Origin of the sequence: Nocardioides sp. Leaf285 (genome assembly GCF_001422955.1) — a bacterium.
Taxonomy (GTDB): Bacteria; Actinomycetota; Actinomycetes; order Propionibacteriales; family Nocardioidaceae; genus Nocardioides; species Nocardioides kribbensis.
This window is the reverse complement of sequence record NZ_LMNH01000001.1, coordinates 675,999-700,310: the sequence shown is the minus strand read 5'-3', so window position 1 is coordinate 700,310 and position 24,312 is coordinate 675,999. Positions and strand designations below refer to the sequence as shown.

At 73.8% G+C, this 24,312-nt stretch carries 23 protein-coding genes; 3 read left to right on the top strand and 20 right to left on the bottom strand.

Features of this window, described 5'->3' with window-relative positions; genetic code table 11:
* Positions 1-25 precede the first annotated feature (25 nt).
* Together ASF47_RS03275 and ASF47_RS03270 are read right to left on the bottom strand one after the other, a co-directional pair.
* The gene (locus tag ASF47_RS03275; RefSeq protein ID WP_324251267.1) at positions 26-1,918 is read right to left on the bottom strand and encodes an ABC transporter ATP-binding protein; all 1,893 of its coding nucleotides are present in this window, start codon (positions 1,916-1,918) and stop codon (positions 26-28) included.
* On the bottom strand, positions 1,915-3,798 hold the full coding sequence (locus ASF47_RS03270) for an ABC transporter ATP-binding protein (RefSeq protein WP_327138649.1): 1,884 nt from the start codon (positions 3,796-3,798) through the stop codon (positions 1,915-1,917). The genes ASF47_RS03275 and ASF47_RS03270 overlap by 4 nt, the downstream gene beginning before the upstream one ends.
* 184 nt (positions 3,799-3,982) lie before the next feature.
* Here ASF47_RS03270 and ASF47_RS03265 point away from each other — a divergent pair, with 184 nt between their 5' ends.
* The gene (locus tag ASF47_RS03265; RefSeq protein ID WP_056862524.1) at positions 3,983-4,618 is read left to right on the top strand and encodes a TIGR03085 family metal-binding protein; all 636 of its coding nucleotides are present in this window, start codon (positions 3,983-3,985) and stop codon (positions 4,616-4,618) included.
* 369 nt (positions 4,619-4,987) lie between these two features.
* Here the strand turns inward: ASF47_RS03265 and hisF are convergent, their stop codons facing one another.
* The 6 genes from hisF to hisD form a co-directional block, all read right to left on the bottom strand.
* Complete coding sequence (gene hisF, locus ASF47_RS03260) at positions 4,988-5,749, bottom strand: imidazole glycerol phosphate synthase subunit HisF (protein WP_056862523.1); 762 nt, start codon at positions 5,747-5,749, stop codon at positions 4,988-4,990.
* Complete coding sequence (priA, locus tag ASF47_RS03255; RefSeq protein WP_056862522.1) at positions 5,746-6,486, bottom strand: bifunctional 1-(5-phosphoribosyl)-5-((5-phosphoribosylamino)methylideneamino)imidazole-4-carboxamide isomerase/phosphoribosylanthranilate isomerase PriA; 741 nt, start codon at positions 6,484-6,486, stop codon at positions 5,746-5,748. Before priA ends, hisF begins: the two co-directional genes overlap by 4 nt.
* 136 nt (positions 6,487-6,622) lie before the next feature.
* Positions 6,623-7,279 (bottom strand): imidazole glycerol phosphate synthase subunit HisH, encoded by a 657-nt coding sequence (gene hisH, locus ASF47_RS03250; RefSeq protein WP_235558602.1) that lies wholly within the window; start codon positions 7,277-7,279, stop codon positions 6,623-6,625.
* Between the two features lie 29 nt (positions 7,280-7,308).
* On the bottom strand, positions 7,309-7,917 hold the full coding sequence (gene hisB, locus ASF47_RS03245; RefSeq protein ID WP_056862521.1) for an imidazoleglycerol-phosphate dehydratase HisB: 609 nt from the start codon (positions 7,915-7,917) through the stop codon (positions 7,309-7,311).
* Positions 7,914-9,029 (bottom strand): histidinol-phosphate transaminase, encoded by a 1,116-nt coding sequence (locus ASF47_RS03240; RefSeq protein ID WP_056862520.1) that lies wholly within the window; start codon positions 9,027-9,029, stop codon positions 7,914-7,916. Before ASF47_RS03240 ends, hisB begins: the two co-directional genes overlap by 4 nt.
* 6 nt (positions 9,030-9,035) lie before the next feature.
* Positions 9,036-10,361 carry a histidinol dehydrogenase gene (gene hisD, locus ASF47_RS03235; protein ID WP_056862519.1) on the bottom strand — a complete coding sequence of 442 codons (1,326 nt, stop codon included), beginning with the start codon at positions 10,359-10,361 and terminating at the stop codon, positions 9,036-9,038.
* A gap of 116 nt (positions 10,362-10,477) precedes the next feature.
* Here hisD and ASF47_RS03230 point away from each other — a divergent pair, with 116 nt between their 5' ends.
* The gene (locus ASF47_RS03230) at positions 10,478-11,143 is read left to right on the top strand and encodes an LON peptidase substrate-binding domain-containing protein (protein WP_056862518.1); all 666 of its coding nucleotides are present in this window, start codon (positions 10,478-10,480) and stop codon (positions 11,141-11,143) included.
* Positions 11,144-11,166: 23 nt separating this feature from the next.
* On the top strand, positions 11,167-11,655 hold the full coding sequence (gene ybaK, locus ASF47_RS03225; RefSeq protein ID WP_056862517.1) for a Cys-tRNA(Pro) deacylase: 489 nt from the start codon (positions 11,167-11,169) through the stop codon (positions 11,653-11,655).
* 77 nt (positions 11,656-11,732) lie between these two features.
* Here ybaK and ASF47_RS03220 read toward each other — a convergent pair whose 3' ends face one another.
* From ASF47_RS03220 to pgeF, 12 genes are all read right to left on the bottom strand, one after another.
* Positions 11,733-13,430, bottom strand: coding sequence for a hypothetical protein (locus ASF47_RS03220; protein WP_056862516.1), 1,698 nt, complete (start codon positions 13,428-13,430; stop codon positions 11,733-11,735).
* A 246-nt stretch (positions 13,431-13,676) separates the two neighbouring features.
* A complete protein-coding gene (locus ASF47_RS03215) occupies positions 13,677-14,291 on the bottom strand; it encodes a hypothetical protein (protein ID WP_056862515.1) in 615 nt (204 codons plus the stop codon).
* Positions 14,276-17,827: a DNA polymerase III subunit alpha gene (gene dnaE / locus ASF47_RS03210; RefSeq protein ID WP_056862514.1), complete on the bottom strand. Its 3,552-nt coding sequence runs from the start codon at positions 17,825-17,827 to the stop codon at positions 14,276-14,278. The genes ASF47_RS03215 and dnaE overlap by 16 nt, the downstream gene beginning before the upstream one ends.
* A 161-nt stretch (positions 17,828-17,988) precedes the next feature.
* Complete coding sequence (locus tag ASF47_RS20940) at positions 17,989-18,717, bottom strand: GNAT family N-acetyltransferase (protein WP_156697702.1); 729 nt, start codon at positions 18,715-18,717, stop codon at positions 17,989-17,991.
* Positions 18,704-19,642, bottom strand: coding sequence for an RluA family pseudouridine synthase (locus ASF47_RS03200; protein WP_056862513.1), 939 nt, complete (start codon positions 19,640-19,642; stop codon positions 18,704-18,706). The genes ASF47_RS20940 and ASF47_RS03200 overlap by 14 nt, the downstream gene beginning before the upstream one ends.
* The gene (lspA, locus tag ASF47_RS03195; protein WP_082499936.1) at positions 19,639-20,292 is read right to left on the bottom strand and encodes a signal peptidase II; all 654 of its coding nucleotides are present in this window, start codon (positions 20,290-20,292) and stop codon (positions 19,639-19,641) included. The genes ASF47_RS03200 and lspA overlap by 4 nt, the downstream gene beginning before the upstream one ends.
* On the bottom strand, positions 20,265-20,705 hold the full coding sequence (locus ASF47_RS03190) for a TraR/DksA family transcriptional regulator (RefSeq protein WP_056862512.1): 441 nt from the start codon (positions 20,703-20,705) through the stop codon (positions 20,265-20,267). Before ASF47_RS03190 ends, lspA begins: the two co-directional genes overlap by 28 nt.
* Positions 20,706-20,918: 213 nt before the next feature.
* The gene (locus ASF47_RS03185) at positions 20,919-21,725 is read right to left on the bottom strand and encodes a DivIVA domain-containing protein (protein ID WP_056862940.1); all 807 of its coding nucleotides are present in this window, start codon (positions 21,723-21,725) and stop codon (positions 20,919-20,921) included.
* A gap of 160 nt (positions 21,726-21,885) precedes the next feature.
* A complete protein-coding gene (locus ASF47_RS03180; RefSeq protein WP_056862511.1) occupies positions 21,886-22,182 on the bottom strand; it encodes a YggT family protein in 297 nt (98 codons plus the stop codon).
* 52 nt (positions 22,183-22,234) lie between these two features.
* Positions 22,235-22,744: a cell division protein SepF gene (locus ASF47_RS03175; RefSeq protein ID WP_056862510.1), complete on the bottom strand. Its 510-nt coding sequence runs from the start codon at positions 22,742-22,744 to the stop codon at positions 22,235-22,237.
* A 74-nt stretch (positions 22,745-22,818) separates the two neighbouring features.
* Positions 22,819-23,580 carry a YggS family pyridoxal phosphate-dependent enzyme gene (locus ASF47_RS03170; protein ID WP_082499933.1) on the bottom strand — a complete coding sequence of 254 codons (762 nt, stop codon included), beginning with the start codon at positions 23,578-23,580 and terminating at the stop codon, positions 22,819-22,821.
* Positions 23,577-24,308: a peptidoglycan editing factor PgeF gene (gene pgeF, locus ASF47_RS03165; RefSeq protein ID WP_082499932.1), complete on the bottom strand. Its 732-nt coding sequence runs from the start codon at positions 24,306-24,308 to the stop codon at positions 23,577-23,579. Before pgeF ends, ASF47_RS03170 begins: the two co-directional genes overlap by 4 nt.
* Positions 24,309-24,312: the final 4 nt, after the last annotated feature.

Here is a 24,312-nt window from a genome sequence, read left to right as displayed (position 1 = left end):
AGGTGCGGCCCCCGACCACCCGGGCTCAGGCGCCCTGCTGGGCGACCCAGGAGGCGTGCAGCCCGGCGTAGACCGAGCCGGCCTCGGTGACCAGCCGGTCGTGCGGGCCGCGCTGGACCACGCGACCGCGGTCGACGACCACGACCTCGTCGGCGTTCTCGGCGGTGGAGAGACGGTGGGCGATGGTCACCGACGTGCGACCGCTCATCAGCCGCTCGAGCGCGCGCCCGATGCGCATCTCCAAGGCGGGGTCGACCGCGCTGGTGGCCTCGTCGAGGACCAGCAGGTCGGGGTCGGCCAGGTGGGCCCGCAGCAGCGCCACCAGCTGGCGCTCCCCGGCCGACAGCGACTCTCCGCGCTGCCCGACCCGGGTGGCCAGGCCCTGCGGCAGGCCCGCGAGCCAGTCGCCGAGGCCGAGCTCGTCGGCGCTGGCGAGCACGTCGGCCTCGGTGGCGTCGAGACGGCCGTAGCGGACGTTGGCCAGCAGCGTGTCGTCGAAGAGGAAGCCCTCCTGCGGCACGAGCACCACGCTGCTGCGCAGCGAGGCCTCGGCGATCCGGCGTACGTCGACGCCGTCGAGGAGGACCCGGCCCTCGGAGGGGTCCATCAGGCGGGTCAGCAGCTTGGCGAAGGTGGACTTGCCGGAGCCGGTCTCGCCGACGATCGCCACGCGGGTGCCGGCGTCGAGGGCCAGGTCGACGTCGCGCAGCACGGGCTGCCCGCCGGGGTAGGCGAAGGTGACGTCGTCGAAGCGCACGTCGATCGGGCCGCGCGGGAGCGCGACGCCGTCGGCACCGGGGTCGACCAGGTCGGCCGGCGTGTCGAGGATGCCGATGACCCGGCGCCAGCCGGCGATGGCGTTCTGGGCGTCGGTGAGGATCTGCGTGCCGAGCTGGACCGGGCCGACGAAGAGGGTGACGAGGAAGGCGAAGGCGAGCACCTCGCCGGCCGTGATGTCGTCGGCGAAGCCCAGCCAGATCCCGACGATGAGCACGCCGGCGTTGGCCAGGCCCGCGGAGATGCCGCCGAGGGAGAAGGAGACGGCGGTGAAGCCCTGGGCGCGGGTGCTGGCCGCCTTGTGGGCGTCGATGGCCTCGTCGATGCGGCGCTGGGTGCGTGACTGCACCGAGTAGGAGCGCACCACCGCGGCGCCGACCACCGGCTCGGCGATGGCCGAGAGCAGCAGGCCGACCTGGCGGCGCACGGTGCCGTAGGCGTCGGAGAGCTTGCGCTGGAAGAAGCGCAGCGAGAGGAACAGGGGCGCGAAGGCGACCCACACGACCAGCGCGAGCTGCCAGCTGTAGAACAGCATCACGATGGTGGCGATGAGCACCTGGCCGACGCTCACCACGAAGAGCAGCCCGCCGAAGACCAGGAACTGGCTGACCTGGTCGACGTCGCTGGTGACGCGGGAGACCAGCGCTCCGCGTCGCTCGGTGTTCTGGGTCAGCAGGGGCAGGTCGTGCACGTGACGGAAGGCCTTGACCCGCAGCGTGGCCAGGCCCCGCTCGGAGGTCGTGAACAGCCGCGACGTCATGGCGTAGGAGGCCCAGCTGGTGACGACCAGGGCGAGGGCGGCGGCGACGCCCATCCACACGGTGAAGGACACGTCGGGCCCGCCGGCGCGGCCCAGCCCCCGGTCGAGGGTCTGCTGCACCGCGATGGGCACGATCACCTGCCCGACCGAGGCCAGGACGGCGAGCAGCAGCGTGCCGCGGATGCCGTCGGTGAGCTCGGGTGAGAAGTGGATGCCGCGCCGGATGGTCTCCAGCGCCTTCATCTCCTCGCCGGTGTCCATGGTCGTCGCGGCGCGCGCGTCGGCACGGGCGGCCCCGTCGGAGCGGCCGGCCGCGCCGGGTCGCCCGTCGCGCGCGGGACCGCCGGGGCCGGTGGCGGCGTCGGTCTCGGTGCGGCTCACGGGGTGCCTCCGGTGGTGGCGTCGGTCGGCTGGTCGGTCGGCTGGTCGGTCCTGGCCGAGGGCGCGTGGTCCTCGGTCTCGTAGGCGTTGACCAGGTGGGCGTAGGAGGCACTGCGGGCCAGGAGCTCGCGGTGGGTGCCGCGGTCCACGATCCGGCCGCCCTCGAGGTGCACGACCTCGTCGGCCAGGCCGATGGTGGCCTTGCGGTAGGCGACGACGAGGAGGCTCGCGCCCCCGGAGCCTTCGCGCAGGGCGGCGAGGATGCGGGCCTCGACCTCGGGGTCGACCGCGGAGGTCGCGTCGTCGAGCACCATGAGGCGGGGCCGGCGCACGAGGGCCCGGGCCAGCGAGAGCCGCTGGCGCTGCCCGCCGGACAGCGACGTGCCGCGCTCGCCGAGGCGGGTGTCGAGGCCGTGCGGCAGCGCCGCGACGAAGCCGTCGGCCTGCGCCGCGCGCAGCGCCTCCCAGACGGTCTCGTCGTCGAGGTCGTCGCCGAGGGCGACGTTGCCGCGCACCGTGTCGTCGAAGAGGAAGGCGGTCTGCGGCACCACGGCGACGGCCCGCGACAGCTCGCCGGCGGCGAGGTCGCGCACGTCGGTGCCGTCGAGGAGGACCCGACCGGCGTCGGGGTCGACCAGACGGGTCACCAGGGAGGTGAGGGTGCTCTTGCCCGACGCGGTGGCCCCGACCAGGGCCACGGTGCGCCCGGGCTCCACGGTGAAGGACACGTCCTGCAGCAGCTGCTGCGCCGGGTCGTAGGCGTAGGCCAGCGCGTCGACCTCGAGGCGGGCGCCGCCGCCGGCGCCGGACCCGGGCGTGACGGCGTGCTCGCCGTAGACCATCTCGCCCGTGGCGTCGAGCACCGAGGAGACCCGACGGAAGCCGACCACGCTGCGGGGGAACTCCCCGAGCAGCCAGCCGATGGAGCGGATCGGGAAGGACACGATGGTCAGCAGGTAGGCCACCGTGACCACGTCGCCGGCGTCGGTGGCCCCGGTGAGCACGCGCTGCACGCCGACGGCCAGCACGACGAGCACGCCGAGGTTGGGCAGCGCGGCCAGGGTCGGGTCGAAGGCCGCGCGGATGCGCCCGGCGCGGATGTTGACGTCGCGCAGCTCCAGGGCCTTGGCCGCGAAGCGCTCGGTCTCCTGGGGCTCGCGGCCCAGGGTCTTGACGACCATCGCGCCGTCGAAGGACTCGTGGGCGATCTCGCTGACCTCGGCGCGCAGCTGCTGGGCGCGCGTCATCAAGGGCGAGGCGAGGCGCTGGTAGGCCAGGTTGGCCGCGATCACGGCGGGGAAGACCAGGAGGCCGACGAGCGCGAGCACGAGGTCGGCCACCAGCATCTGGGCCACCGCGATCACCATCATCGCCACGGTGCCGACCGCCATCGGCAGCGGCGCGATCGGGCCCCACGCGGCCTCGACGTCGGAGTTGGCGTTGGAGAGCAGCTGGCCGGTGGGGTGGCGCTGGTGCCACTCCATCGGGAGCTGGAGGTACTGCCGCGTCACCGCACGGCGGGTGTGGGCCTGCATGCGGTACTGCATGATCCCGGCGCCGAGGCGGCGCGCGACGATCCCGACCGCCCGCAGGATCGCCACCGCGACGAAGAGCCCGAGGATCGCCCACAGCAGGCCGCCGTCGATCTCGCCGTCGCGGAAGGCCGGCAGCACCACGTGGTCGGTCGACCAGCCGAGCACCCAGGCGTCGGCGACCGTGAGCGCCCCGAAGAGCACGCTGCCCAGGGTGGAGAGCGTGAAGATCCACGGCTCGCGCTTGATGGCCACGAGCAGCACGCCGAACCCGTCGCGGGTGGTGGAGGCCCGCGACGAGGCCATCTCGGCGGCGTCGCGGTCGATCCGCTCCTGGGTCTGCGTCACGTGCCGTCCGTCCTGCGCTCGGGTGCCGGGGGCCCCGCGCTCCGCAGGACCTGCGGGAGCGCTCGGGGGCCGCAGGAGAACCTCCCGCGTCACGCACGCTATTCCCGGGCGCCGACAGGCCCCGAATCCCGGTCTCCCCCCGACCCCGGGGCGAGCGGTGGGTGCCGCTGCCTAGGCTCGGGGTATGAGCGACCTGCTGCTGGCCCGGCGCGAGCGCCACGCCCTGTGCGACCTCGCCCTCGAGCTCGGCCCCGAGGCGCCCACGCTGTGCGAGGGGTGGGCGGTGGCCGACCTCGTCGCCCACTGCCTGGTGCGCGAGACCTCCCCCGTCGCGGCGCTCGGCGCGGTGGTGCCGCCGCTGGCGGGCCTAGCCGACCGGGCCGTCGCGCGCGCCCGCCGGCGGCCGCTGCCGCAGCTGGTCGCGCGGCTGCGCGACCCCGGGCTGACGCCGTACCGCCTGCGGCCGGTGGAGCGGGTGGCGAACACCCTGGAGTTCCTCATCCACCACGAGGACGTCCGGCGCGCGCAGCCCGGCTGGCAGCCGCGCGCCCTGGCGCCCGCCGACGCCGCCGTGGTGTGGGGCTCCCTCGGCGGCCTCGGGCGGCTGCTCGTGCGCCCCGCCGGTGTGCCGGTGCAGGTCCGCGACGCCGACTCCGGGCGTCGTACGACGCTGCGCGCCGGCGCCGACCCGGTGGTGGTCACCGGCGCCCCGGTCGAGCTGGCCCTGCTGCTCTCGGGGCGCGACCAGGTCCGCGGTGTCACCGTCGACGGCCCGCCCGACCGGGTCGCGGCGTTCCGCGCTGCCGGGTTCGCCTGCTGAGGGCTGGCGGCGGGCGGCGGGTTTCACCAGCCGGCTGGTGAAACCCGCACCTGTCGGCCCACGCGTCGGCCGACAGGTGCGGGTCCGGGCCGACCGGTGTGACGGGTGGGGCTGGCGGGGCGGCGTGCACGCCGGACCGGTCCCCCGCGCCCGGTCCAGCGCCGTGGTCCCCGCGCCGTGGTCCCCGCGCCCGGTCCCAGCGCCCGGTCCCAGCGCCCCGGTCCCAGCGCCCGGTCCCAGCGCCCCGGTCCCAGCGCCGGGTCCCAGCGCCCCGGTCCCAGCGCCGGGTCCCAGCGCCGGGTCCCAGCGCCCGGTCCCAGCGCCCCGGTCCCAGCGCCGGGTCCCAGCGCCAGGGCCCGGCGCCGGGTCTCAGCGCACCGGGTGACCGGTGGCGGCGAGCGCGTTCTTGACCTCGCCCACGCGCAGTGTGCCGAAGTGGAACACGGTGGCGGCGAGCACGGCGTCGGCGCCGGCGTCGACGGCGGGGGCGAAGTGCTCGAGGCGCCCGGCGCCGCCGGAGGCGATCACCGGGATCGCCACCTCGCGCCGCACGGCGGCGATGAGGTCGAGGTCGAAGCCGTCCTGCGTGCCGTCGGCGTCCATGGCGTTGAGCAGGATCTCGCCCGCGCCGAGCTCGGCGGCGCGCACGGCCCAGGCCAGCGCGTCGAGGCCCGAGGACTGCCGCCCGCCGTGGGTGGTGACCTCGAAGCCCGAGTCGGTGCCGGCGGCGCGACGGGCGTCGACCGACAGCACGAGCACCTGGTTGCCGAAGCGGTCGGCGATCTCGGCGACGAGCTCGGGGCGACGGATGGCGGCGGTGTTGACCGCGACCTTGTCGGCCCCGGCGCGCAGCAGCCGGTCGACGTCAGCGGTCGAGGAGACTCCCCCGCCGACGGTGAGGGGGATGAAGACCTCCTCGGCGCAGCGCGAGACCACCTCCATCGTGGTCGCGCGGCCCTCGTGGGAGGCGGAGATGTCGAGGAAGGTCAGCTCGTCGGCGCCCTCGGCGTCGTAGGTGCGGGCCAGCTCGACGGGGTCCCCGGCGTCGCGCAGCTCGGTGAAGTTGATGCCCTTGACCACCCGGCCGCCGTCGACGTCGAGGCACGGGATGACCCGCACCGCGAGGGTCACGACACGCCTCCCGGCCGGGTCAGGGCCAGGGCGTCGACCAGGGTGAAGCGGCCCTCGTAGAGCGCGGTGCCGATGATCGCGCCCTCGACGCCGCTGCCGACCAGGCCCATGAGGGCCTCGAGGTCGGCCAGCTCGGTGATGCCGCCGGAGGCGACGACCGGGCGGTCGGTGGCCGCGCAGACGTCCTGGAGCAGCTGCAGGTTGGGGCCCTGGAGCATGCCGTCCTTGTTGACGTCGGTGACGACGTAGCGCGCGCAGCCCTCGGCGTCGAGGCGGGTCAGCACGTCGTAGAGGTCGCCGCCGTCCTGGGTCCAGCCGCGCGCCGCCAGGGTACGGCCGCGCACGTCGAGGCCGACCGCGACCCGGTCACCGTGCTCGGCGATGGCCCGGGCGCACCACTCGGGCTGCTCGAGGGCGGCGGTGCCGATGTTGACGCGGCGGCAGCCGGCGGCCATCGCGGCGGCCAGCGACTCGTCGTCGCGGATGCCGCCGCTCATCTCCACGTCGATGTCGAGGGTGCCGACGATGCGGGCCTGCAGCTCGCGGTTGTGCCCGCGCCCGAAGGCGGCGTCGAGGTCGACGAGGTGGATCCACTCCGCGCCGGCCTCCTGCCAGCGCAGCGCCGCCTCGACGGGGTCGCCGAAGCGCTTCTCGGAGCCGGCGACGCCCTGCACCAGTTGGACGGCCTGGCCGCCGGCGATGTCGACGGCGGGGAGGAGCTCGAGGTGGTCGGACATCAGGGTTCCTTCGGGTCGGCGCGCTCCCGGCGTACGTCGGGACCGTGGCGGCGGGCTGGGGTCGGCTGGGGCGGCTGGGGCGGCTGGGGCGGCAGGGGGTGGTGCGGCGGGGGGCGGGGCGGCAGGAGGGGGCGGTTCAGCCGCGCCCGAGGGTGGCGACCCAGTTGCGCAGCAGGGCCGCGCCGGCGTCGCCGGACTTCTCGGGGTGGAACTGCGTGGCGGTGAGCGGGCCGTTCTCGACGGCGGCGACGAAGCGGTCGCCGCCGTGCTCGGCCCAGGTGACGCGGGGTGCGGTGGTGCAGTCGTTGGTGACCAGGGTCCACTCGCGCACGCCGTAGGAGTGCACGAAGTAGAAGCGCTCGTCGGCGAGTCCGGCGAAGAGCGTGCTGCCCTCGGCGACCTCGACGGTGTTCCAGCCCATGTGGGGCACGACCGGGGCCTGGAGCCGCTCGACCACGCCGGGCCACTCGTCGCAGCCCTCGGTCTCGACGCCGTGCTCGACGCCGCGGGCGAACAGCACCTGCATGCCCACGCAGATGCCCAGCACGGGGCGTCCGCCGGCGAGGCGGCGCCCGATCAGCCGGTCGCCCTTGATCTCGCGCAGGCCGGCCATGCAGGCGGCGTAGGCGCCGACGCCGGGCACGACGAGGCCGTCGGCGTGCAGCGCGGTCTCGAAGTCGGAGGTCAGGGTGACGCGGGCCCCGGCGCGCTCGACGGCGCGCACGGCCGAGCGCAGGTTGCCCGAGCCGTAGTCGAGGACGACCACGTCGGGTCCGTCCGCCCCCTCCGTCACCGGACCGGCGCTCTCCCCCGCTGCGGCGCTCAGAGCGCACCCTTGGTGGAGGGGATGCCGGTCTCGCGCGGGTCGAGCGCGACGGCGTCGCGGAAGGCACGGGCGAAGGCCTTGAACTGGGTCTCCACCAGGTGGTGGGGCTCGCGCCCGGCCAGCACCCGCACGTGCAGCGCGAGGTGGCCGTGGAAGGCGAGGGTCTCGAAGACGTGCTGGGTCAGCGACCCGAGGTAGGAGACCCCGGAGCCGCCGAGCGCGACGTACTGCTGGCCCTCGGGCTCGCCGGTGTGCACGCAGTAGGGGCGGCCCGACACGTCGACGACGGCCTGCACGAGCGCCTCGTCGAGCGGCACGGTGGCGTCGCCGAAGCGGCGGATGCCGCGCTTGTCGCCGAGCGCCTGGCGCAGGGCCTGGCCCAGGGCGATCGCGGTGTCCTCGACGGTGTGGTGGGCGTCGATGTGCACGTCGCCGGTCGTGCGCACGGTCAGGTCGACCAGGGCGTGACGGGCGAAGGCGGTGAGCATGTGGTCGTAGAAGCCGACGCCGGTGGCGATCTCGTGGCGCCCGGTGCCGTCGAGGTCGACCTCGACGAGCACCGAGGACTCACTGGTCTGGCGCTCGACGCGTGCGGTCCTGCTCATGTCGTCTCCTTGGGGGCCTGCGGGGTCGTCTGGCCGGTCACCTGGGTGAGGGCGGTGCGGAAGGCGGCCATCTCGTCGGGGGTGCCGATCGACACGCGCAGCCAGCCCTCGGGGCCGACCTCGCGCACGAGCACCCCGTGGTCGAGCAGGCCCTGCCAGACCGCGTGACGGTCGGGGAAGGTGCCGAAGAGGCAGAAGTTGGCGTCGCTGTCGGCGACCTGGTGGCCCTGGGCACGCAGCCACGCGACGGTGCGGTCGCGCTCCTCGCGCAGCCGGTCGACCTGGCCGAGCAGCTCCTCGGTGTGGCGCAGCGCGGCCAGCGCCGTCGCCTGGGTCACCGAGGAGAGGTGGTAGGGCAGGCGCACCACGCGGATCGCGTCGCAGATGGCCGGGTCGGCGGCGAGGTAGCCCAGCCGCAGACCGGCCCCGGCGAAGGCCTTGCTCATGGTGCGGCTGACCACCAGGTTGCGGTGGTGCGGCAGCAGCTCGAGCGCGCTCGGCGTGCCGGTGCGGCGGAACTCGCCGTAGGCCTCGTCGACGACGAGCACGCCGTCCTCGCCCACGGCCTCGCACAGCAGCGCGACCGCCTCGGGCGGCAGCGCGGTGCCGGTGGGGTTGTTGGGGCTGGGCAGCAGCACGACGCTGGGGCGCTCGGACTCGACGAGGGCGCGGGCGGCGTCGAGGTCGAGGGTGAAGTCCTCGGCGCGGCGACCCGCGACCCAGCGGGTCATCGTGTCGCGGGCGTACTCGGGGTACATCGAGTACGTCGGGGCAAAGCTCAGCGCCGTGCGCCCCGGGCCGCCGAAGGCCTGGAGCAGCTGCAGCATGACCTCGTTGGACCCGTTGGCGGCCCACACCTGCTCCGGCACGATCCCGTGGGGGGTGTCGCGGGCGAGGTAGTCGGCCAGTGCGGTGCGCAGCGCTACGAACTCGCGGTCGGGGTAGCGGTTGAGCGTCGCGGCCGCCGTCGCCACGGCGTCGGCGATGTCGGCCACGCACGCGGGTGAGGGGCCGTAGGGGTTCTCGTTGACGTTGAGCTGCACGGGCACGTCGAGCTGCGGGGCGCCGTAGGGCTCGAGGCCGCGCAGCTCCTCGCGCAGGGGCGGGAACACCGGCGCCTACCCGTCGGCGAGGGGGCGGTCGAAGCGCACCCGCACCGCCGCGCCGTGACCGGGCAGGTCCTCGGCCTCGGCGAGGTTGACGACGTGGTCGGCCACGGCGGCCAGTCCCTCACGGGTGTAGTCGACGACGTGCACCGCCTTGAGGAAGCTGCGTACCGAGAGCCCCGAGGAGTGGCACGAGCAGCCGCCCGTGGGCAGCACGTGGTTGGAGCCGGCGCAGTAGTCGCCCAGCGAGACCGGTGCGTGGGGGCCGACGAAGATGGCGCCCGCGTTGCGGACCCGGGCCGCGAGGGCGGCGGCGTCGCGGGTCTGGATCTCCAGGTGCTCCGCGCCGTAGGCGTTGACGACGGCGAGGCCCTGCTCGAGGTCGTCGACCAGCACGATGCCGGACTGCTCCCCGCCCAGCGAGGTGCGGATACGCTCGGCGTGGCGGGTCACCGAGACCTGCTTGTCGAGCTCGGCCTCGACCTCGTCGGCCAGCTGCACCGACGTCGTGACCAGCACGCTGGAGGCCATCGGGTCGTGCTCGGACTGGCTCAGCAGGTCGGCCGCGACGTACGCCGGCTCCGCGGTGTCGTCGGCCAGCACCGCGATCTCGGTCGGGCCGGCCTCGGAGTCGATGCCGACGATGCCCTTGAGCAGGCGCTTGGCGGCCACGGTGTAGATCGCACCCGGTCCGGTGACCAGGTCGACGCGGCGGCACGGGCCCGCGCCGTGGGCGAACATCGCCACGGCCTGGGCGCCGCCGACGGAGTAGACCTCCTCCACGCCCAGCAGCGCGCACGCGGCCAGGATCGTGGGGTGCGGCAGCCCGCCGAACTCCTTCTGCGGGCTCGAGGTCAGCGCGATGGACTCGACGCCGGCGACCTGCGCGGGCACGACGTTCATCACCACGCTGGAGACCAGCGGGGCGATGCCGCCGGGCACGTAGAGGCCGACCCGGGAGATCGGCACCATCCGCTTGCTGACCCGTGCGCCGGGTCCGAGCTCGACCGAGGTGTCCTCCTCGAGCTCGGCGACGCACGTCTCGCGCAGGCGGCGGATCGACTCCTCCAGAGCGACCCGGACGGCCGGGTCGAGCTCCTCGAGGGCCTGCGACAGCGCCGCCGGGGGCACGACGATGTCGTCGTTGCGGACGCCGTCGAAGGTCTCGGAGAACTCCAGGATCGCCTCGACGCCACGGTCGCGCACCGCGTCGCAGATCGGGCGCACGACATGCATCGCGGCCTCGACGTCGAACTCGGCGCGCGGCACGGCGGCGCGGTAGTCGACGGGGGCAGCGCCGTCGGCGGCAGTCCCTCGCAGGTCGATCCGGCGAATCATGGGTCAATCCTACGAGCCCCGGTGCCGGCAACCCGAACCGGCGACCCCGCGTGGACCCTGCACGGACCCACCCGTCCGGGCCACGGCGTGCGGGCCGGGGGTCTAGGGTCGTCAGCGTGACCGACACGCTGCCGATGTTCCCGCTGAACTCGGTGCTCTTCCCCGGCGTCAGCGTGCCGCTGACCGTCTTCGAGGACCGCTACCGCGCCCTGGTCCACCACCTGCTGCGGGTGCCCGACCCGGCGGAGCGGGTCTTCGCCTCGGTGGCCATCCGCGAGGGCTACGAGGTGGGCGACCACGGGGCCCAGTCGCTCTACCGGGTCGGTGTGCGCCTGCAGCTGACCGAGGTGGAGGCCCACCCCGACGGCACCTTCGACGTCGTCGCCGTCGGACTCGACCGCATCGGCCTCGACCGCCTCGAGAGCGGCGAGACCTTCCCCGTGGGTCACGTCCACGCGGTGCCCGAGGGCACCGACCCCGTCGACGAGGGCGTGCTCGAGCGGGCCCGGGCGACCTTCTCGGCCTACCGCGCCGCGCTCTCCGAGATCCGCACCGACCCCTACTCCGGCAGCCTGCCGCGCGACCCGTCCTACCTGTCGTGGACGCTCGCGGCCTGCGCTCCGCTGCCGATGCCGGAGCGGCAGGCGCTGCTCGAGGCCGAGGACGCCGGCAGCCGGCTGGTCATGGTCACCGACCTGCTGCGCTCGGAGCTGCGCGCGATGAACGTCATCCCGTCGCTGCCGGCCACCGAGGTCGCCCGCACCCGCTGGTCGCCCAACTAGCCGCCGTACGACGGAGCGCGGCGGTGGCGAGGAAGGGCGCGGGCGCGACCCCGGCGACGCAGGCGCTGACGCGCGCCGGCGTGGCCTTCACGCTGCACCCCTACGAGCACGACCCGCGCGCGGAGTCCTTCGGGCTCGAGGCGGCCGGCGCCCTCGGGGTCGACCCGGCCTGCGTGCTCAAGACCCTGCTCGCCGACGTCGACGGCCGACTGGTCGTCGGGGTGGTGCCGGTCTCGGGCCGCCTCGACCTCAAGGCCCTCGCGCGCGCCGTCGGCGGCAGTCGCGCCGCCATGGCCGACCCCGCGACGGCCGAGCGGTCCACCGGCTACGTCGTCGGGGGCATCTCCCCCCTGGGCCAGCGACGGCGCCTGCCCACCGTGGTCGACGTCTCCGCCCTCGCCCACCCCGTGGTCTACGTCTCGGGCGGGCGGCGCGGGCTCGACCTCGGCCTGACCCCGGGCGACCTCGTCGCCCTGACCGGCGCCGTCACCGCGGCCGTCGCCCGCGACTGAGGCGACCCCGTCGGCCCGCCGGGCGGAGCGCCCCGCTGCGGCACGACCCGGCCCGGGGGCGGGTCGCGCCACAGCGCTCAGTCGTCGGTCGAGACGCGGAGCACCAGGTGGGCGACGTCGTCGTCGACCCAGCTGCTGAGGCCGAGGGCGCGCAGCGGGTCGAGGTTGTCCTCGACCGCGGGGGCGTCGTCGCCGAGCAGCGGGAGCAAGGAGTCCCCGGCGATGCTGCTGACCTGGTCGAGGTCGACGAAGACGACCGAGCCGGCCTCGTCGCTGTCGGGCACGACCCTCTGGTAGGTCTCGGAGTCGCCGAGACCCTCACCGTCCGCGACCACGTCGGCGAGGTAGTCCTCGTCGAGGCCGATCGCGGTGAGGCCGTCGCCGCCGGCGACGCCCACCGTGCCGACCTCGGAGCCCAGCGGCCCCTCGGCGAGCCGGTCGAGCACGCCCTGCACGTCGTCCTCGTCGCCGCGCACGGTGAGCGCCACGGGCAGGTCGGCGGGGTCGGCGGAGCCCGTCAGCTCCTCGACGTCGAAGCCGCTGCCGAGCGAGACGGCCGCGGCGTCGCCGACGACCGTCTCGACGTCGTCGGGCAACGTCAGGCCGGTCTCGCCGGCGAGCTCCTCGAGGCCCTCGGCGTCGATGAGGCCCTCCGAGGCCGTCTCGAGCTGCTCGAGCACGGCGGCGAACCACCCCTCCTGGAAGCCCGCCCCGACCGCGGCCACGGTGTCGGCGGGCAGCTCCTCGACGACGTCGGCGCCGCGGTCGGTCACGAGCAGGTCGGACCCTCCGAACACCGCGGCCTCGCCCGCCGCCTCGATCTCCAGCGCCCCGTCGTCGAAGCGCAGCGTCAGGGCGGCGCCGGCGAAGTCCTCGAGCGCCTCGGCCGGGGCCTCGGCGCTCGGGAGGCCGGCGCTGGCGCCGACGACGCCGTCACCCGCCGCGCGGCCCGCACCGGAGAGCGCGCTGGGCATCGCCGGCGCCGACGCGCTCATCTCCGGCACCGCGGGGGCGAGCAGGTCGGAGGAGCCCTCGAGGCCGGGTCCGAAGGCCTCGGCGAGGTACTCACCCGCCTCCGGCGCGGCGTAGAGGGTGACGACCCCGTCACCGCCGGTCTCGTCGGTCCAGCGCTGGAAGTCGGCGTCGTCGGCGAGGCTGCCGTCGGACTCGGTCTGGTCGACCACGGCCTGGGCGGTCTCCTCGGTCTCGGCGAGCACCATCCAGTCGCCGCTCACGACGTAGGCCGGGCCGCCTCCGCCCTCGGCGGGGTCGCTGCCGGTGCACGCGCTCAGGTCGTCGAGCGCCCGGCCGGCGGCGTCGGCGTCGGCGACCTCGATGGTGAAGACCGGCGCCGGCTCCTCGCCGCCGGTGTCGACCGCGGCGAAGGCGGCGCGGTCGCCGAAGGCGTCGGCCGCCTCGGTGACCTGGGCGCAGTCGGTCTGCTCGGCGAGGTAGTCGACCAGGGTCTGCTTGACGTCGATGTCGCCGACCGGGCCGTCGAGCCCGAACTCCTCGCGGATGGCCGGGAACTTCTCGAGGGTCTCCAGCGCCTCCACCTTCTGACCGCCACTGGGGTCGAGGTTGACGCCGACGTAGCCGATCGTGCCGGCCGGGAGCGCCTCCGCGGCCTGGGCGCCGTCGGCGAACCAGGAGGCCGCCCCGAAGGCTCCCGCACCGACGACCGCCACGAGGGCGACGCCCCCACCCACCAGCAGCCCCGTGCGGCGGGGCCGCCGCTCCCGCGGGAGCCGCCCTCCGCCGCTGCTGTCGAGCATCTCGGGCGGCGGGCCCTGCGGCGGCGGCCCCTGGGGCGGCCGGCCCGACGGCGGCGGGCCCTGCGGCGGCGGGCCCTGCGGCGGCGGGCCCTGGGGCGGCGGTCCGGGCGGAAGGTTGCTCGTCACGACGGCTCCCGTGGGTGTCCTGGCGCCGGCCCCGTCGGCCGCGCTCGCGCGGGAACCTACCCCGGCGGGGCCGGTCCTAACCGATCGCTCCCCCACCCGTCGGGCGGTCCGCGGCGCCGCTCAGGCGCGGGGGTCGGCGGGGGCGCGTCGGGCGCCCCGCTTGGCCACCCCGACGAAGGCCACCAGCAGGCCCACGAGGGCGCCGGTGGTCCACACGAGGTACGGCACCGGTCGCGGCGCCTCGAGCGCGCTGAGCAGGGTGGTGCCGTCGTCGGCGGAGCGCGCCAGCACGTCGGGGTCGGGCGGGCCGAGCTGCTGGCCCACCCAGGCCATCAGCGCGGCGGCCACGACAGCGCCCACCACGACCGCCGCCAGCGTCACGAGCTCGTGGCGGTCGAGGACCAGTGCCGTGAGGAGCCCGACCGCGACCGCGGTCGGGAAGGCGACGACGGCGAGGAGGCCGGTGGCCGAGAACAGCCCGCGCAGCTGCGGGAGGTCGTAGAAGCCGTCACGGTCGACGACGACGAAGCGCCCCTGGAAGGCCAGCCCCCGCGAGGGCTCCCACACCAGGTGCCACAGCCAGGCCGCGCCGAGGCCGGCGACGGCGAAGACCACGACCACCAGCAGCGCCTGGACCCCGGCCCGTCCCCACTCGCGGCGCCCGCGCAGCCGGGGCGCGTCGGCGGCGCTGCCGCCGTCGCGGACGCCGACGGAGGGGTTCAGACGCTCAGGCACCCGGGCCCCAGCAGCTGCTTGAGGTCGGCGAAGAGCGCCGGGGTGGCGGTGACCCGGAGCCGGTCGTCGAGCCGCATCACCTTGGTCGCCTCGCGCGTCATCAGCCGCAGCCGCACCTCGGTCATGCCCGGGTGGGTGGAGAGCACGTCGCGCAGCTGCTCGATGACGGGCGGGGTGCAGCGTGTCGAGGGCATGCTGATGACGACCGGACCCGAGGGGCCGTCGGAGATGTCGGGCACCGAGACCTCCTGGCCGTGGATCTCGGGCTGGTCCTTGCTCTTCGACAGCCGTCCCTTCACCGTGAGGATGGCGTCCTCGATGAGCAGGGTGCTGGCCAGCTGGTAGGCGCTGGGGAAGAGCAGCACGTCGATCGCGCCGTCGAGGTCCTCGAGGGTGACCATCGCCCACGCGTCGCCGCGCTTGGTGATCTTGCGCTGCACCGTGGTCACCAGGCCACTGATGGTGATGGGCGAGCCGTCGGAGCGCTCCTCGTCGAGCATGAGTTGACCGATGCTGCAGTCGCTGGAGTTGGTGAGCACGTGCTCGAGACCCAGCAGCGGGTGGTCGGAGACGTAGAGCCCGAGCATGTCGCGCTCGTGGCCCAGCAGGGTCATCTTGTCCCACTCGTCGATCTCGGGCACCGTCACCGTGATCCCGAAGGACCCGCCCGCGTCGTCGTCGAGCCCGCCGAAGAGGGAGTCCTGACCGATCGCCTCGTTGCGCTTGATGTCGACGTACTGGTCGACCGCGGTCTCGTGGATCGTGACCAGCGCGCGCCGCCTGTGCTTCATCTCGTCGAAGGCGCCGGCCTTGACCAGCGACTCGATGACGCGCTTGTTGCACACCAGCGCCGGCACCTTGTCCATGAAGTCGTTGAAGTCGGCGTAGCGGCCCTTCTCCTCACGCGCCGCCACGATGCCGTCGACGACGTTGGCGCCGACGTTGCGCACGGCCGTCAGGCCGAAGCGGATGTCGGTGCCGACGGGGGTGAAGTTGGAGGAGGACTCGTTGACGTCGGGCGGGAGCACCTGGATCTTCATCCGGCGGCACTCGTTGAGGTAGATGGCCGACTTGTCCTTGTCGTCCTTGGTCGAGGTCAGCAGCGCGGCCATGTACTCGGCCGGGTAGTTGGCCTTGAGGTAGGCCGTCCAGTACGACACCAGGCCGTAGGCCGCGGAGTGGGCCTTGTTGAAGGCGTAGTCGGAGAAGGGCAGCAGGATGTCCCACAGCGTCTTGACCGCGGCGGCGCTGTAGCCGCGCTCCTTCATGCCCTGGGAGAAGCCCTCGAACTGCTTGTCCAGCTCCGACTTCTTCTTCTTGCCCATCGCGCGACGCAGGATGTCGGCCTGGCCCAGGCTGTAGCCCGCGAGCTTCTGCGCGATGGCCATGACCTGCTCCTGGTAGACGATCAGGCCGTAGGTCTCGCCCAGGATGTCCTCGAGCGGCTCGGCCAGCTCGGGGTGGATCGCCTCCACCGGCTCGCGCCCGGTCTTGCGGCGGGCGTACTTGTTGTGGGAGTCGGCGCCCATCGGGCCGGGGCGGTAGAGCGCGCCGACCGCGGAGATGTCCTCGAAGGTGTCGGGCCGCATGGAGCGCAGCAGCGCCCGCATCGGACCGCCGTCGAGCTGGAAGACACCGAGGGTGTCGCCGCGCTGGAGCAGGCCGTAGGTGGCCTCGTCGGTGAGCGGGAGGTCCTCGAGCACCACGGTCTCGCCGCGGTTGGCCTGGATGTTCTTGACCGCGTCGTCGAGCACGGTGAGGTTGCGCAGGCCCAGGAAGTCCATCTTGATCAGGCCGAGGCCCTCACAGGTGGGGTAGTCGAACTGGGTGATCATCGCGCCGTCGGCGGGGCGCTTGAGCAGCGGGATCACGTCGACCAGCGGCTCACTGGACATGATCACCCCGGCGGCGTGCACGCCCCACTGCCGCTTGAGGCCCTCGATGCCGATGGCGGTGTCGACGACGCGCTGGACGTCCTTGTCGGCGTCGTAGAGCTGGCGGAACTCCCCGCCCTCGCCGTAGCGCTTGTGCTCGGGGTCGAAGATCTCCTGCAGCGGCACGTCCTTGCCCATGACCGCCGCCGGCATGGCCTTGGTGATCCGGTCGCCCATCGCGAAGGGGTAGCCCAGGATGCGCGAGGAGTCCTTGACGGCCTGCTTGGCCTTGATGGTGCCGTAGGTGACGATGTAGGAGACGCGGTCGTCGCCGTACTTGTCGGTGACGTAGCGGATGACCTCGCCGCGCCGACGCTCGTCGAAGTCGATGTCGAAGTCGGGCATCGAGACGCGGTCGGGGTTGAGGAAGCGCTCGAAGATCAGGCCGTGCTGGAGCGGGTCGAGGTCGGTGATGCGCATCGCGTAGGCGACCATCGAGCCCGCGCCCGAGCCGCGGCCGGGTCCGACGCGGATGCCGTTGTCCTTGGCCCAGTTGATGAAGTCGGCGACCACCAGGAAGTAGCCCGGGAAGCCCATCTGGGTGATGACGCCGATCTCGAAGTCGGCCTGCTTGCGCACCGCGTCGGGGATGCCCGAGGGGTAGCGCACGTGCAGCCCGCGCTCGACCTCCTTGACCAGCCAGGAGTCCTCGTTCTCCCCCGGCGGGCAGGGGAATCGCGGCATGTAGGTGCCGTTGCCCTCGGTGAACTCCACGTCGCAGCGCTCGGCGATGAACAGCGTGTTGTCGCAGGCCTCGGGGAAGTCGCGCCACAGCTCGCGCATCTCGGCGGCCGACTTGAGGTAGTAGCCGTCGCCGTTGAAGGCGAAGCGCTGCCCCGGGCCGTCGCCCGCGGGGATGTCCATGGTGGACCCGGAGTTGATGCAGAGCAGGTGCTCCTGGGCCTTGGCGTCCTCGCGCATCACGTAGTGCGAGTCGTTGGTGGCCAGGAGCGGGATGCCCATGTCCCTGCCCAGCCGCAGCAGGCCGTCCTTGACCCGGGTCTCGATGTCGAGGCCGTGGTCCATCAGCTCGAGGAAGTAGTTGTCCTTGCCGAGGATGTCCTGGAAGTCGCCCGCGACCTGCTTGGCGGCCTCGTAGTTGCCGTGGCGCAGGTGGACCTGCACCTCGCCGGAGGGGCAGCCGGTCGTGCCGATGATGCCCTTGCCGTGCTGGGAGAGCAGCTCGCGGTCCATGCGGGGGTGCTTGAAGAACCCGTCGCGCCACGCGCCCGTGGAGAGCCGGAAGAGGTTGTGCATGCCCTCGGTGGACTCCGAGAGCAACGTCATGTGGGTGTAGGCACCGCGGTTGGAGACGTCGTCGGGGCCGCCGCCGTAGAAGTTCACGCCGCGCTTCTCGAAGCGGGAGATGTTGGGCGTGAAGTAGGCCTCGATGCCGATGATCGGCTTGACCCCCGCGGCCTTGGCCTTGGAGTAGAACTCGTAGGCCCCGAAGACGTTGCCGTGGTCGGTCATCGCCACCGCCGGCATGCCGAGCTCCGCGGCCCGGTCGGCCAGCGCGCCGAGGCGGGCGGCGCCGTCGAGCATGGAGTACTCGGTGTGCACGTGCAGGTGGACGAAGGAGTCCTGGGAGCCTGTCGACATCGTGTGTGGAAGTCCTCGCCGGGTCGAGATCGGGCAGCGGTCTCGGACGGGCGCCGATCGACCTTCTGGGGGAAGGGGATCAGCCTACGTCAACCGCTCCGGGGATCGTGCCAGCCGCCGACGACACCACCGGCGGCACCACCGGCGGCACCACCGGCGGCTCAGCCCTCGCGGGCGGCGTCGAGGCTCTCGGTGATCACCACGTCGACGATGCGGTGCAGGCGCTCGACCCCGAGGGCCGGTGCCCGCTGCGCCATCGCGACGGCGATGGCGCGCTCGCGGTCGGGGTCGCGACGGGTGTGGCCCTTGTGCGGCTGCACGGCGGCGGTGAGGGCCGCGCGGCGCGCCAGCAGGTCGCCGAGCTGGTCGTCGACCTCGTCGATGAGCCCGCGCAGGAAGACGAGGGGCTCGCGGCCGGGCCAGGCCACCCTCAGGTCGGGGGCGCGCTCCTCGTTGGCCGAGCCGTCGGTGCGCTCGAGCTCCACCAGCCCGTGGCGGGCGTAGAAGGCGCGCGCCGCGGTGTTGGTCTCGAAGACCCACAGGCAGAAGCCGTCGGGCCGCTGCGCCTTCACGGTCTCCAGCAGCAGCGAGCCGAGCCCGCGACCCGCGGCACCGGGCAGCACGTAGAGGTCGTCGAGCCAGTCGCCGGCCAGGGCGGCGTAGGCCACGACGCGCCCGCCCTCCTGTGCCACCCACAGCTCGCGCGCGGAGAGGTCCCAGGTGGCGAACCAGCCGCGCACCTCGGTGTCGGGGTGCGCGCCCGGGGGCATCGCGGGGTGCGCCGCGCGGCGGCTGCGCAGGTGCACGTCGGCCACCTCGGCCAGGTCGGCGCCCGTGCCCGGACGCACCAGGACGTCGGGCTGCGCAGGGGGTCCGTCAGGACCCGTCACGGACGACCTCGAGGGCGTGGGCGAGGTCGGCGGGGTACTCCGTCTCGTACTCGACGTGCTCACCGGTGTCGGGGTGCTCGAAACCGAGCCGGACGGCGTGGAGCCACTGACGCTCCAGGCCCACGCGCTTGGCCAGCACGGGGTCGGCGCCGTAGGTCAGGTCGCCGACGCAGGGGTGCTTGAGCGCGGACATGTGCACCCGGATCTGGTGGGTGCGGCCGGTCTCCAGGTGCACCTCGAGCAGGCTCGCGAAGCGGTGCGCCTCGAGCGTCTCGTAGTGCGTGACGCTGGCTCGGCCGTCGGCCATCACGGCGAACTTCCAGTCCGAGCGGGGGTGACGACCGATCGGGGCGTCGACCGTGCCCTCCAGCGGGTCGGGGTGGCCCTGGACGAGCGCGTGGTAGGTCTTGTCGACGGTGCGGTGGCGGAAGGCGTTCTTGAGCACCGAGTAGGCGTGCTCGGACTTGCAGATCACCATGACACCGGACGTGCCGACGTCGAGGCGCTGCACGATGCCCTGGCGCTCGGAGGCGCCGCTGGTGGCGATGCGGAAGCCCGCGCCCGCGAGGTGGCCGACGACCGTGGGGCCGGTCCAGCCCGGCGAGGGGTGGACGGCGACGCCGACCGGCTTGTCGATCACCACGATGGACTCGTCGTCGTGGACGATCTTGATCCCCTCGACGATCTCGGGGGTCACCGTCAGCGGGTCGGTCAGGGTCGGGATCTCCACGTCGAGCAGCGAGCCCGGCAGCACCCGGTCGCTCTTGCCCACGCCGGCGCCGTCGACCTGCACCAGGCCCTGCGCGATCAGGTCGGCCGCGCGGGTGCGCGAGAGCCCGAACATGCGGGCCAGGGCGGCGTCGACCCGCTCCCCCGCGAGGCTCTCGGGCACGCTCAGGCTGCGGTGCTCGGAGGTCTGGCTCATCGCTGGTCCCCCGCGGTCGGGCCGCTCGCCGTGGCTGCGTCGTCAGGCTCGACGTCGGGCCGGTCACCGGGCTGGTCGTCGGACCGGTCGTCGGGCTCGTGGTCGCGGTCGCGGGTGCCGTCGAGGCGGACGCCGCGGAAGGCCTGCACGAGGATGAGGCCGGCGGCGACGTTGATGCAGACGTCGGCCACGTTGAAGACCGGCCAGTTGGGCAGCATCAGGAAGTCGATGACGTGGCCGCGCATCGGCCCGGGATCGCGGAAGAGCCGGTCGGTGAGGTTGCCGGTCACTCCCGCGAGCAGCAGGCCCAGCGCCACGGCCCACAGCCGGGAGCGCACCCGCAGGCTGAGCACGAGCACGACCACGGTGGCGGCGATCGCGATGCAGCTCAGCGCCACGGTGAACTGGGTGCCGGTGCTGAAGGCGGCGCCCGGGTTCTTGACCAGCGTCAGCGTGAGGAGGTCACCGACGACGGGCACGTCGGGCCGGCCCTCGAGACGGTCGAGGGCGAGCACCTTGGTGACCAGGTCCACGGCGTACGCGGTGGCCGCGATCGTCGCGAACAGCGCCCACACCCGCGCCCGGGAGCGCCCGGCGGGGGCTGCTGCGGTGGTCTCGGGGTCTATCGCCGTTCCTCGCGCTGCTTGCATGTCATGCACAGTGTGGCACGCGGAAATGCCATCAGCCGATTCTTGCCGATCGGCTCTCCGCAGGACTCGCAGACGCCGTAGGTGCCGTCGTCGATGCGCGCCAGGGCCCGCTCGATCTGGGCCAGCTTGTCGCGCTCGTTGTTGAGCACGGTGAGCTCGTGGTCGCGCTCGAAGCTGCTCGCCCCGACGTCGGCCTGGTCCTGCCCGGCCCCGTCACCGGAGTCGCGCATCAGTCCCGACAGCTCCTGCTCCTGGTCGGCGATCACCTGGGCGATGTGGTCGTGCTGCTCGTGCAGCTCGGCGACGACCTCGTCGAGCTCGGCGGCGGTCCAGTCGGACTCGCCCTCCTTGACGACGAGGTCCTGGGCCTGGGCCGCGGTGGCGGCCTTCTTGGTGGGTGCTGCCTTGGTCACGGGCACAGCCTTCGAGCGGGGGCGCCGCAGCGCCAGGGGTGGACGGAGCAGGGAGGTCCGGGGGGCGGGAGAGGGGTGAGGACGGTGAGCAGGAGGGTAGCCAGTCGGTGGTGAACCGACCAGGGCCCCTCCGCCACGGGCCCGCGCAGACGACGGAGCGGCCGGCCCCCGAGGGGACCGGCCGCGCCGGATCGAGCCAGGTGGAGCAGTCGCTCAGGACTCCTCGTCGCCCAGGATGGAGCGCAGACGCTTGGGGGCCGGGGCCTCCTCGGTCGGAGCGGCGCTCTCGGCGCCGTTCTGCAGCGCCTCCAGCTGCTGGGTGAAGTAGCTCTTCAGGCGCGAGCGGTACTCGCGCTCGAACGAGCGGAGGTTCTCGACCTCGCTGCTGAGCTTGTCGCGCTCGCGCTCCAGGTCGCCGAACATCTGCTGGCGGCGCTCGGCGGTCTCGGAGTCGAGCATCGAGGCGCGGGTGCGCGCGTCGGACTCCATGCGGTCGGCCTTCGACTTCGACTCGGCCTCGAGACGCTCGGCCTTGGTGCGGGCCTCGCCCACGATCTTGTCGGCGTCGTTCTTGGCCTCGTCGACGAGCTCGTCGGCGTTGCGGGTGGCGATCTCGAGCAGGCGCGCCGCGGCGTTGGAGGCCTGCGGCACCGTCTCGACGCGGATCGTCTCCGTGGGGGCCGCAGCGGCGGCGGGCGCGGCCGGTGCGGCCACGGGGGCCGGCGTCGGCTCGGGCTTCGCGACCGGCACGGGCTGCGTGACCGGCTCGGGCGTGGACGGCGCGGTGGTCGCCGGGGCGGACTGACCCGAGGACGGGCCTGCCTGACCCGATCCCGACGGGCCCGATCCCGACTGGGCGGAGGCGAGCTTGGAGCGGAGGTCCTCGTTCTCCTTGGTGAGCCTCGCGAGCTCGGCCTCCACCTCGTCGAGGAACTGGTCGACCTCCCCCATGTCGTAGCCCTCGCGCAGCCGGACGGGAGTAAAGCGCTTGTTGCTCACGTCCTCAGGCGTCAGTGGCATGACCTCACCCATTCTCAGTCGTGGTGTTCAAGTGGATCCCAGACGTGCCTCGCGCGGGTGCGCGAGGTCGTGCTGCGAACTTCTCGGGGAACAATAGCGCCTGTCGTGGGACAGGTGGGACAGGCGGGTCCCGGTGGGCGGCCGGGGCCCCGGAGGGCGCTCAGGCGATGTTGAAGACGGCGTCGTTGACGTTGAGCAGCACCCACGCGATGACCAGGACGAGCAGGAAGCTCAGGTCGAGCGCGATGCTCCCCAGACGCAGCGGCGGGATGAAGCGGCGCAGGAACTGGATGGGCGGGTCGGTGACGGAGTAGACCGCCTCCAGGACCAGCAGCAGCGGTCCGCGCGGACTCCAGGAGCGCGCGAAGACCTGCACCCAGTCCACGATGAAGCGCACCCACATGAGCGCGATGAAGAAGAACAGGATCCAGTGGATGATCCAACCGGCGATCTGCACGTCGGTGATAGCTCCTGTCGGGGCCGGACCGGGCTCGTCGTGACGACGGGCCTCAGCTCTGGTTGAAGAAACCGCCCTCGGCGATCCGCTCCTTGTCCTCGGCGGCGACCGTGACGTTGGGCGGGGAGAGCAGGAACACCTTGTTGGTGACGCGCTCGATCGTGCCACGGGTGGCAAACACCAGGCCGGCGGCGAAGTCGACGAGACGCTTGGCGTCGGCGTCGTCCATCTCCGAGAGGTTCATGATCACCGGCACGCCCTCGCGGAAGTTCTCCCCGACGGTGCGGGCCTCGTTGTAGGTGCTCGGGTGCAGGGTCGTGATGCGGGACAATTCGGCTACCACTCCGGTGGGGCCGGCGGCCGGACGGCGGCGCTCGGCGAGGTCGGACACGGACGCGGCTCGCGCCGCGGGCTGACGGGGCGCCACCGGGGCGGGCTGACGCTGGGCCGGGACCGCCTGGGTCTCACGGGTGGTGTCGTCGCCGTCGTACTCGTCGTCGTACCGGCCGGTGTCCTCGAGCAGGCCGAGGTACTCGCCGATCCTGCGCATCGCGCCGCTCATGACAGTCGTCCTCCGGAACTCCTGCGCCGTCGTCCCCGGGTGGGGCGATCGGCGCTCAACGTTGTAGTCGGACCCTACTGGACCGTGGGCCTCGAACCGAGCACCGCGGAGCCGAGCCGCACGTGTGTCGCGCCGGCGGACACCGCCTGCTCGAGGTCGCCGCTCATGCCGGCGGACAGCACGGTCGCCGCGGGGTGCTGGGTGAGCAGCCGCTCGTGCAGGCGGGCCAGCCGCTCGAAGGCGACGGCGGGGTCCTCGGCCGGCGGCGCCACCGCCATCAGGCCCCGCAGGCGCAGGTGCTCGGCCTGCGCCACGCGGTCGGCGAGGGCGAGGAGCGCGTCGGGCCCGACGCCGGCGCGGCCCTCGGCCCCGGGCGGGTCCAGGCTGACCTGCACCAGCACGTCGAGGGGTCGCCCACGGCGCTCGGCGCCGCGGTCGAGGGGACCGACGAGCTTGGGACGGTCGACCGACTCCACGACGGCGGAGTACGCCGCGACCGTCGAAGCCTTGTTGCTCTGCAGACCGCCGATGAAGTGCCACGACAGGTCGAGGTCGGCCAGCTCCGCGGCCTTGGCCTCGGCCTCCTGGTGCCGGTTCTCCCCCACGTCGGTGACCCCGAGCCCGGCCAGGACGCGCACGTCGGAGGCGGGGAAGAACTTGGTGACGACCACCAGGTCGACGTCGTCGCGTGCACGCCCCGCCGCCACGCACGCGTCGCTGAGCCGCTCGCGGGCACGCCCGAGGGCGGCCGTCAGCTCCGCGGCGCGCTCCGTCGTGGCGACGGAGCCGTCCGTGGGCCGGTGCGGGTCACCGGACCCGGCGCCGTGGGCGCTCACGCGCGCCGCCGTACGACGCCGGCCAGCCGCCCGGCCGCCCGGCCGTCGCGACGGTAGGAGAAGAGGTCGGGCGACTCGCGGGTGCAGCGGGAGACGTCGTGAGCGACGACGTCCTCGCCGCGCAGCTGGGCGACCACCCCGGCGCCGACGTCGAGCGCCGGCGTGCCCCAGGTGGTCGTGGCGCGGCTCTCCGGCACGACGGCCGCGACCTCGTCGCGCATCTGCTCGGGCACCTCGTAGCACCCCCCGCAGACGTGCGGTCCGACCCAGGCCTCGATCCGCCGCGCCCCGAGCTCCCGCATGCGCGAGACCACGGCGGGCACCACCCCGGCGACCAGGCCCGGTCGGCCGGCGTGGGCCGCACCGACGACGCCGGCGACCGGGTCGGCGAGGAGCACCGGCACGCAGTCGGCGGCCCGGACCACGAGCACCACGCCGGGGCTGTCGGTGACCAGGGCGTCGGCGCGCGGACGCTCGGCGGCGGGGCGCTCGCCGACGGTGACGACCTCGCGGCCGTGCACCTGCAGCAGGTCGGCGACCCGGTCGCCCGGCGCGAAGTCGGCGAGGAGCAGCTCGAGGTTGCGCTGTCGCGAGCCGGGGTCGTCGTCGCCCTCGACGGCGAGGTTGAGCTCGGCGAAGGGAGCAGCACTGACCCCGCCGACACGGTCGGTGAACGCGAGGTCCACGAGCGAGTCGGCGGGGCCGGTGGTGGTGCGGAAGGCGTACACCGGG

Coding starts and splice junctions, on each gene's coding strand:
- ASF47_RS03265 (WP_056862524.1), top strand. CDS start 3,983: ATGAGCGACCTGCTGCTGGCCCGGCGCGAGCGCCACGCCCTGTGCGAC.
- priA (WP_056862522.1), bottom strand. CDS start 6,486: ATGTCCGACCACCTCGAGCTCCTCCCCGCCGTCGACATCGCCGGCGGC.
- hisB (WP_056862521.1), bottom strand. CDS start 7,917: ATGAGCAGGACCGCACGCGTCGAGCGCCAGACCAGTGAGTCCTCGGTG.
- hisD (WP_056862519.1), bottom strand. CDS start 10,361: ATGATTCGCCGGATCGACCTGCGAGGGACTGCCGCCGACGGCGCTGCC.
- ASF47_RS03220 (WP_056862516.1), bottom strand. CDS start 13,430: ATGCTCGACAGCAGCGGCGGAGGGCGGCTCCCGCGGGAGCGGCGGCCC.
- dnaE (WP_056862514.1), bottom strand. CDS start 17,827: ATGTCGACAGGCTCCCAGGACTCCTTCGTCCACCTGCACGTGCACACC.
- ASF47_RS03200 (WP_056862513.1), bottom strand. CDS start 19,642: ATGAGCCAGACCTCCGAGCACCGCAGCCTGAGCGTGCCCGAGAGCCTC.
- lspA (WP_082499936.1), bottom strand. CDS start 20,292: ATGCAAGCAGCGCGAGGAACGGCGATAGACCCCGAGACCACCGCAGCA.
- ASF47_RS03185 (WP_056862940.1), bottom strand. CDS start 21,725: ATGCCACTGACGCCTGAGGACGTGAGCAACAAGCGCTTTACTCCCGTC.
- ASF47_RS03175 (WP_056862510.1), bottom strand. CDS start 22,744: ATGAGCGGCGCGATGCGCAGGATCGGCGAGTACCTCGGCCTGCTCGAG.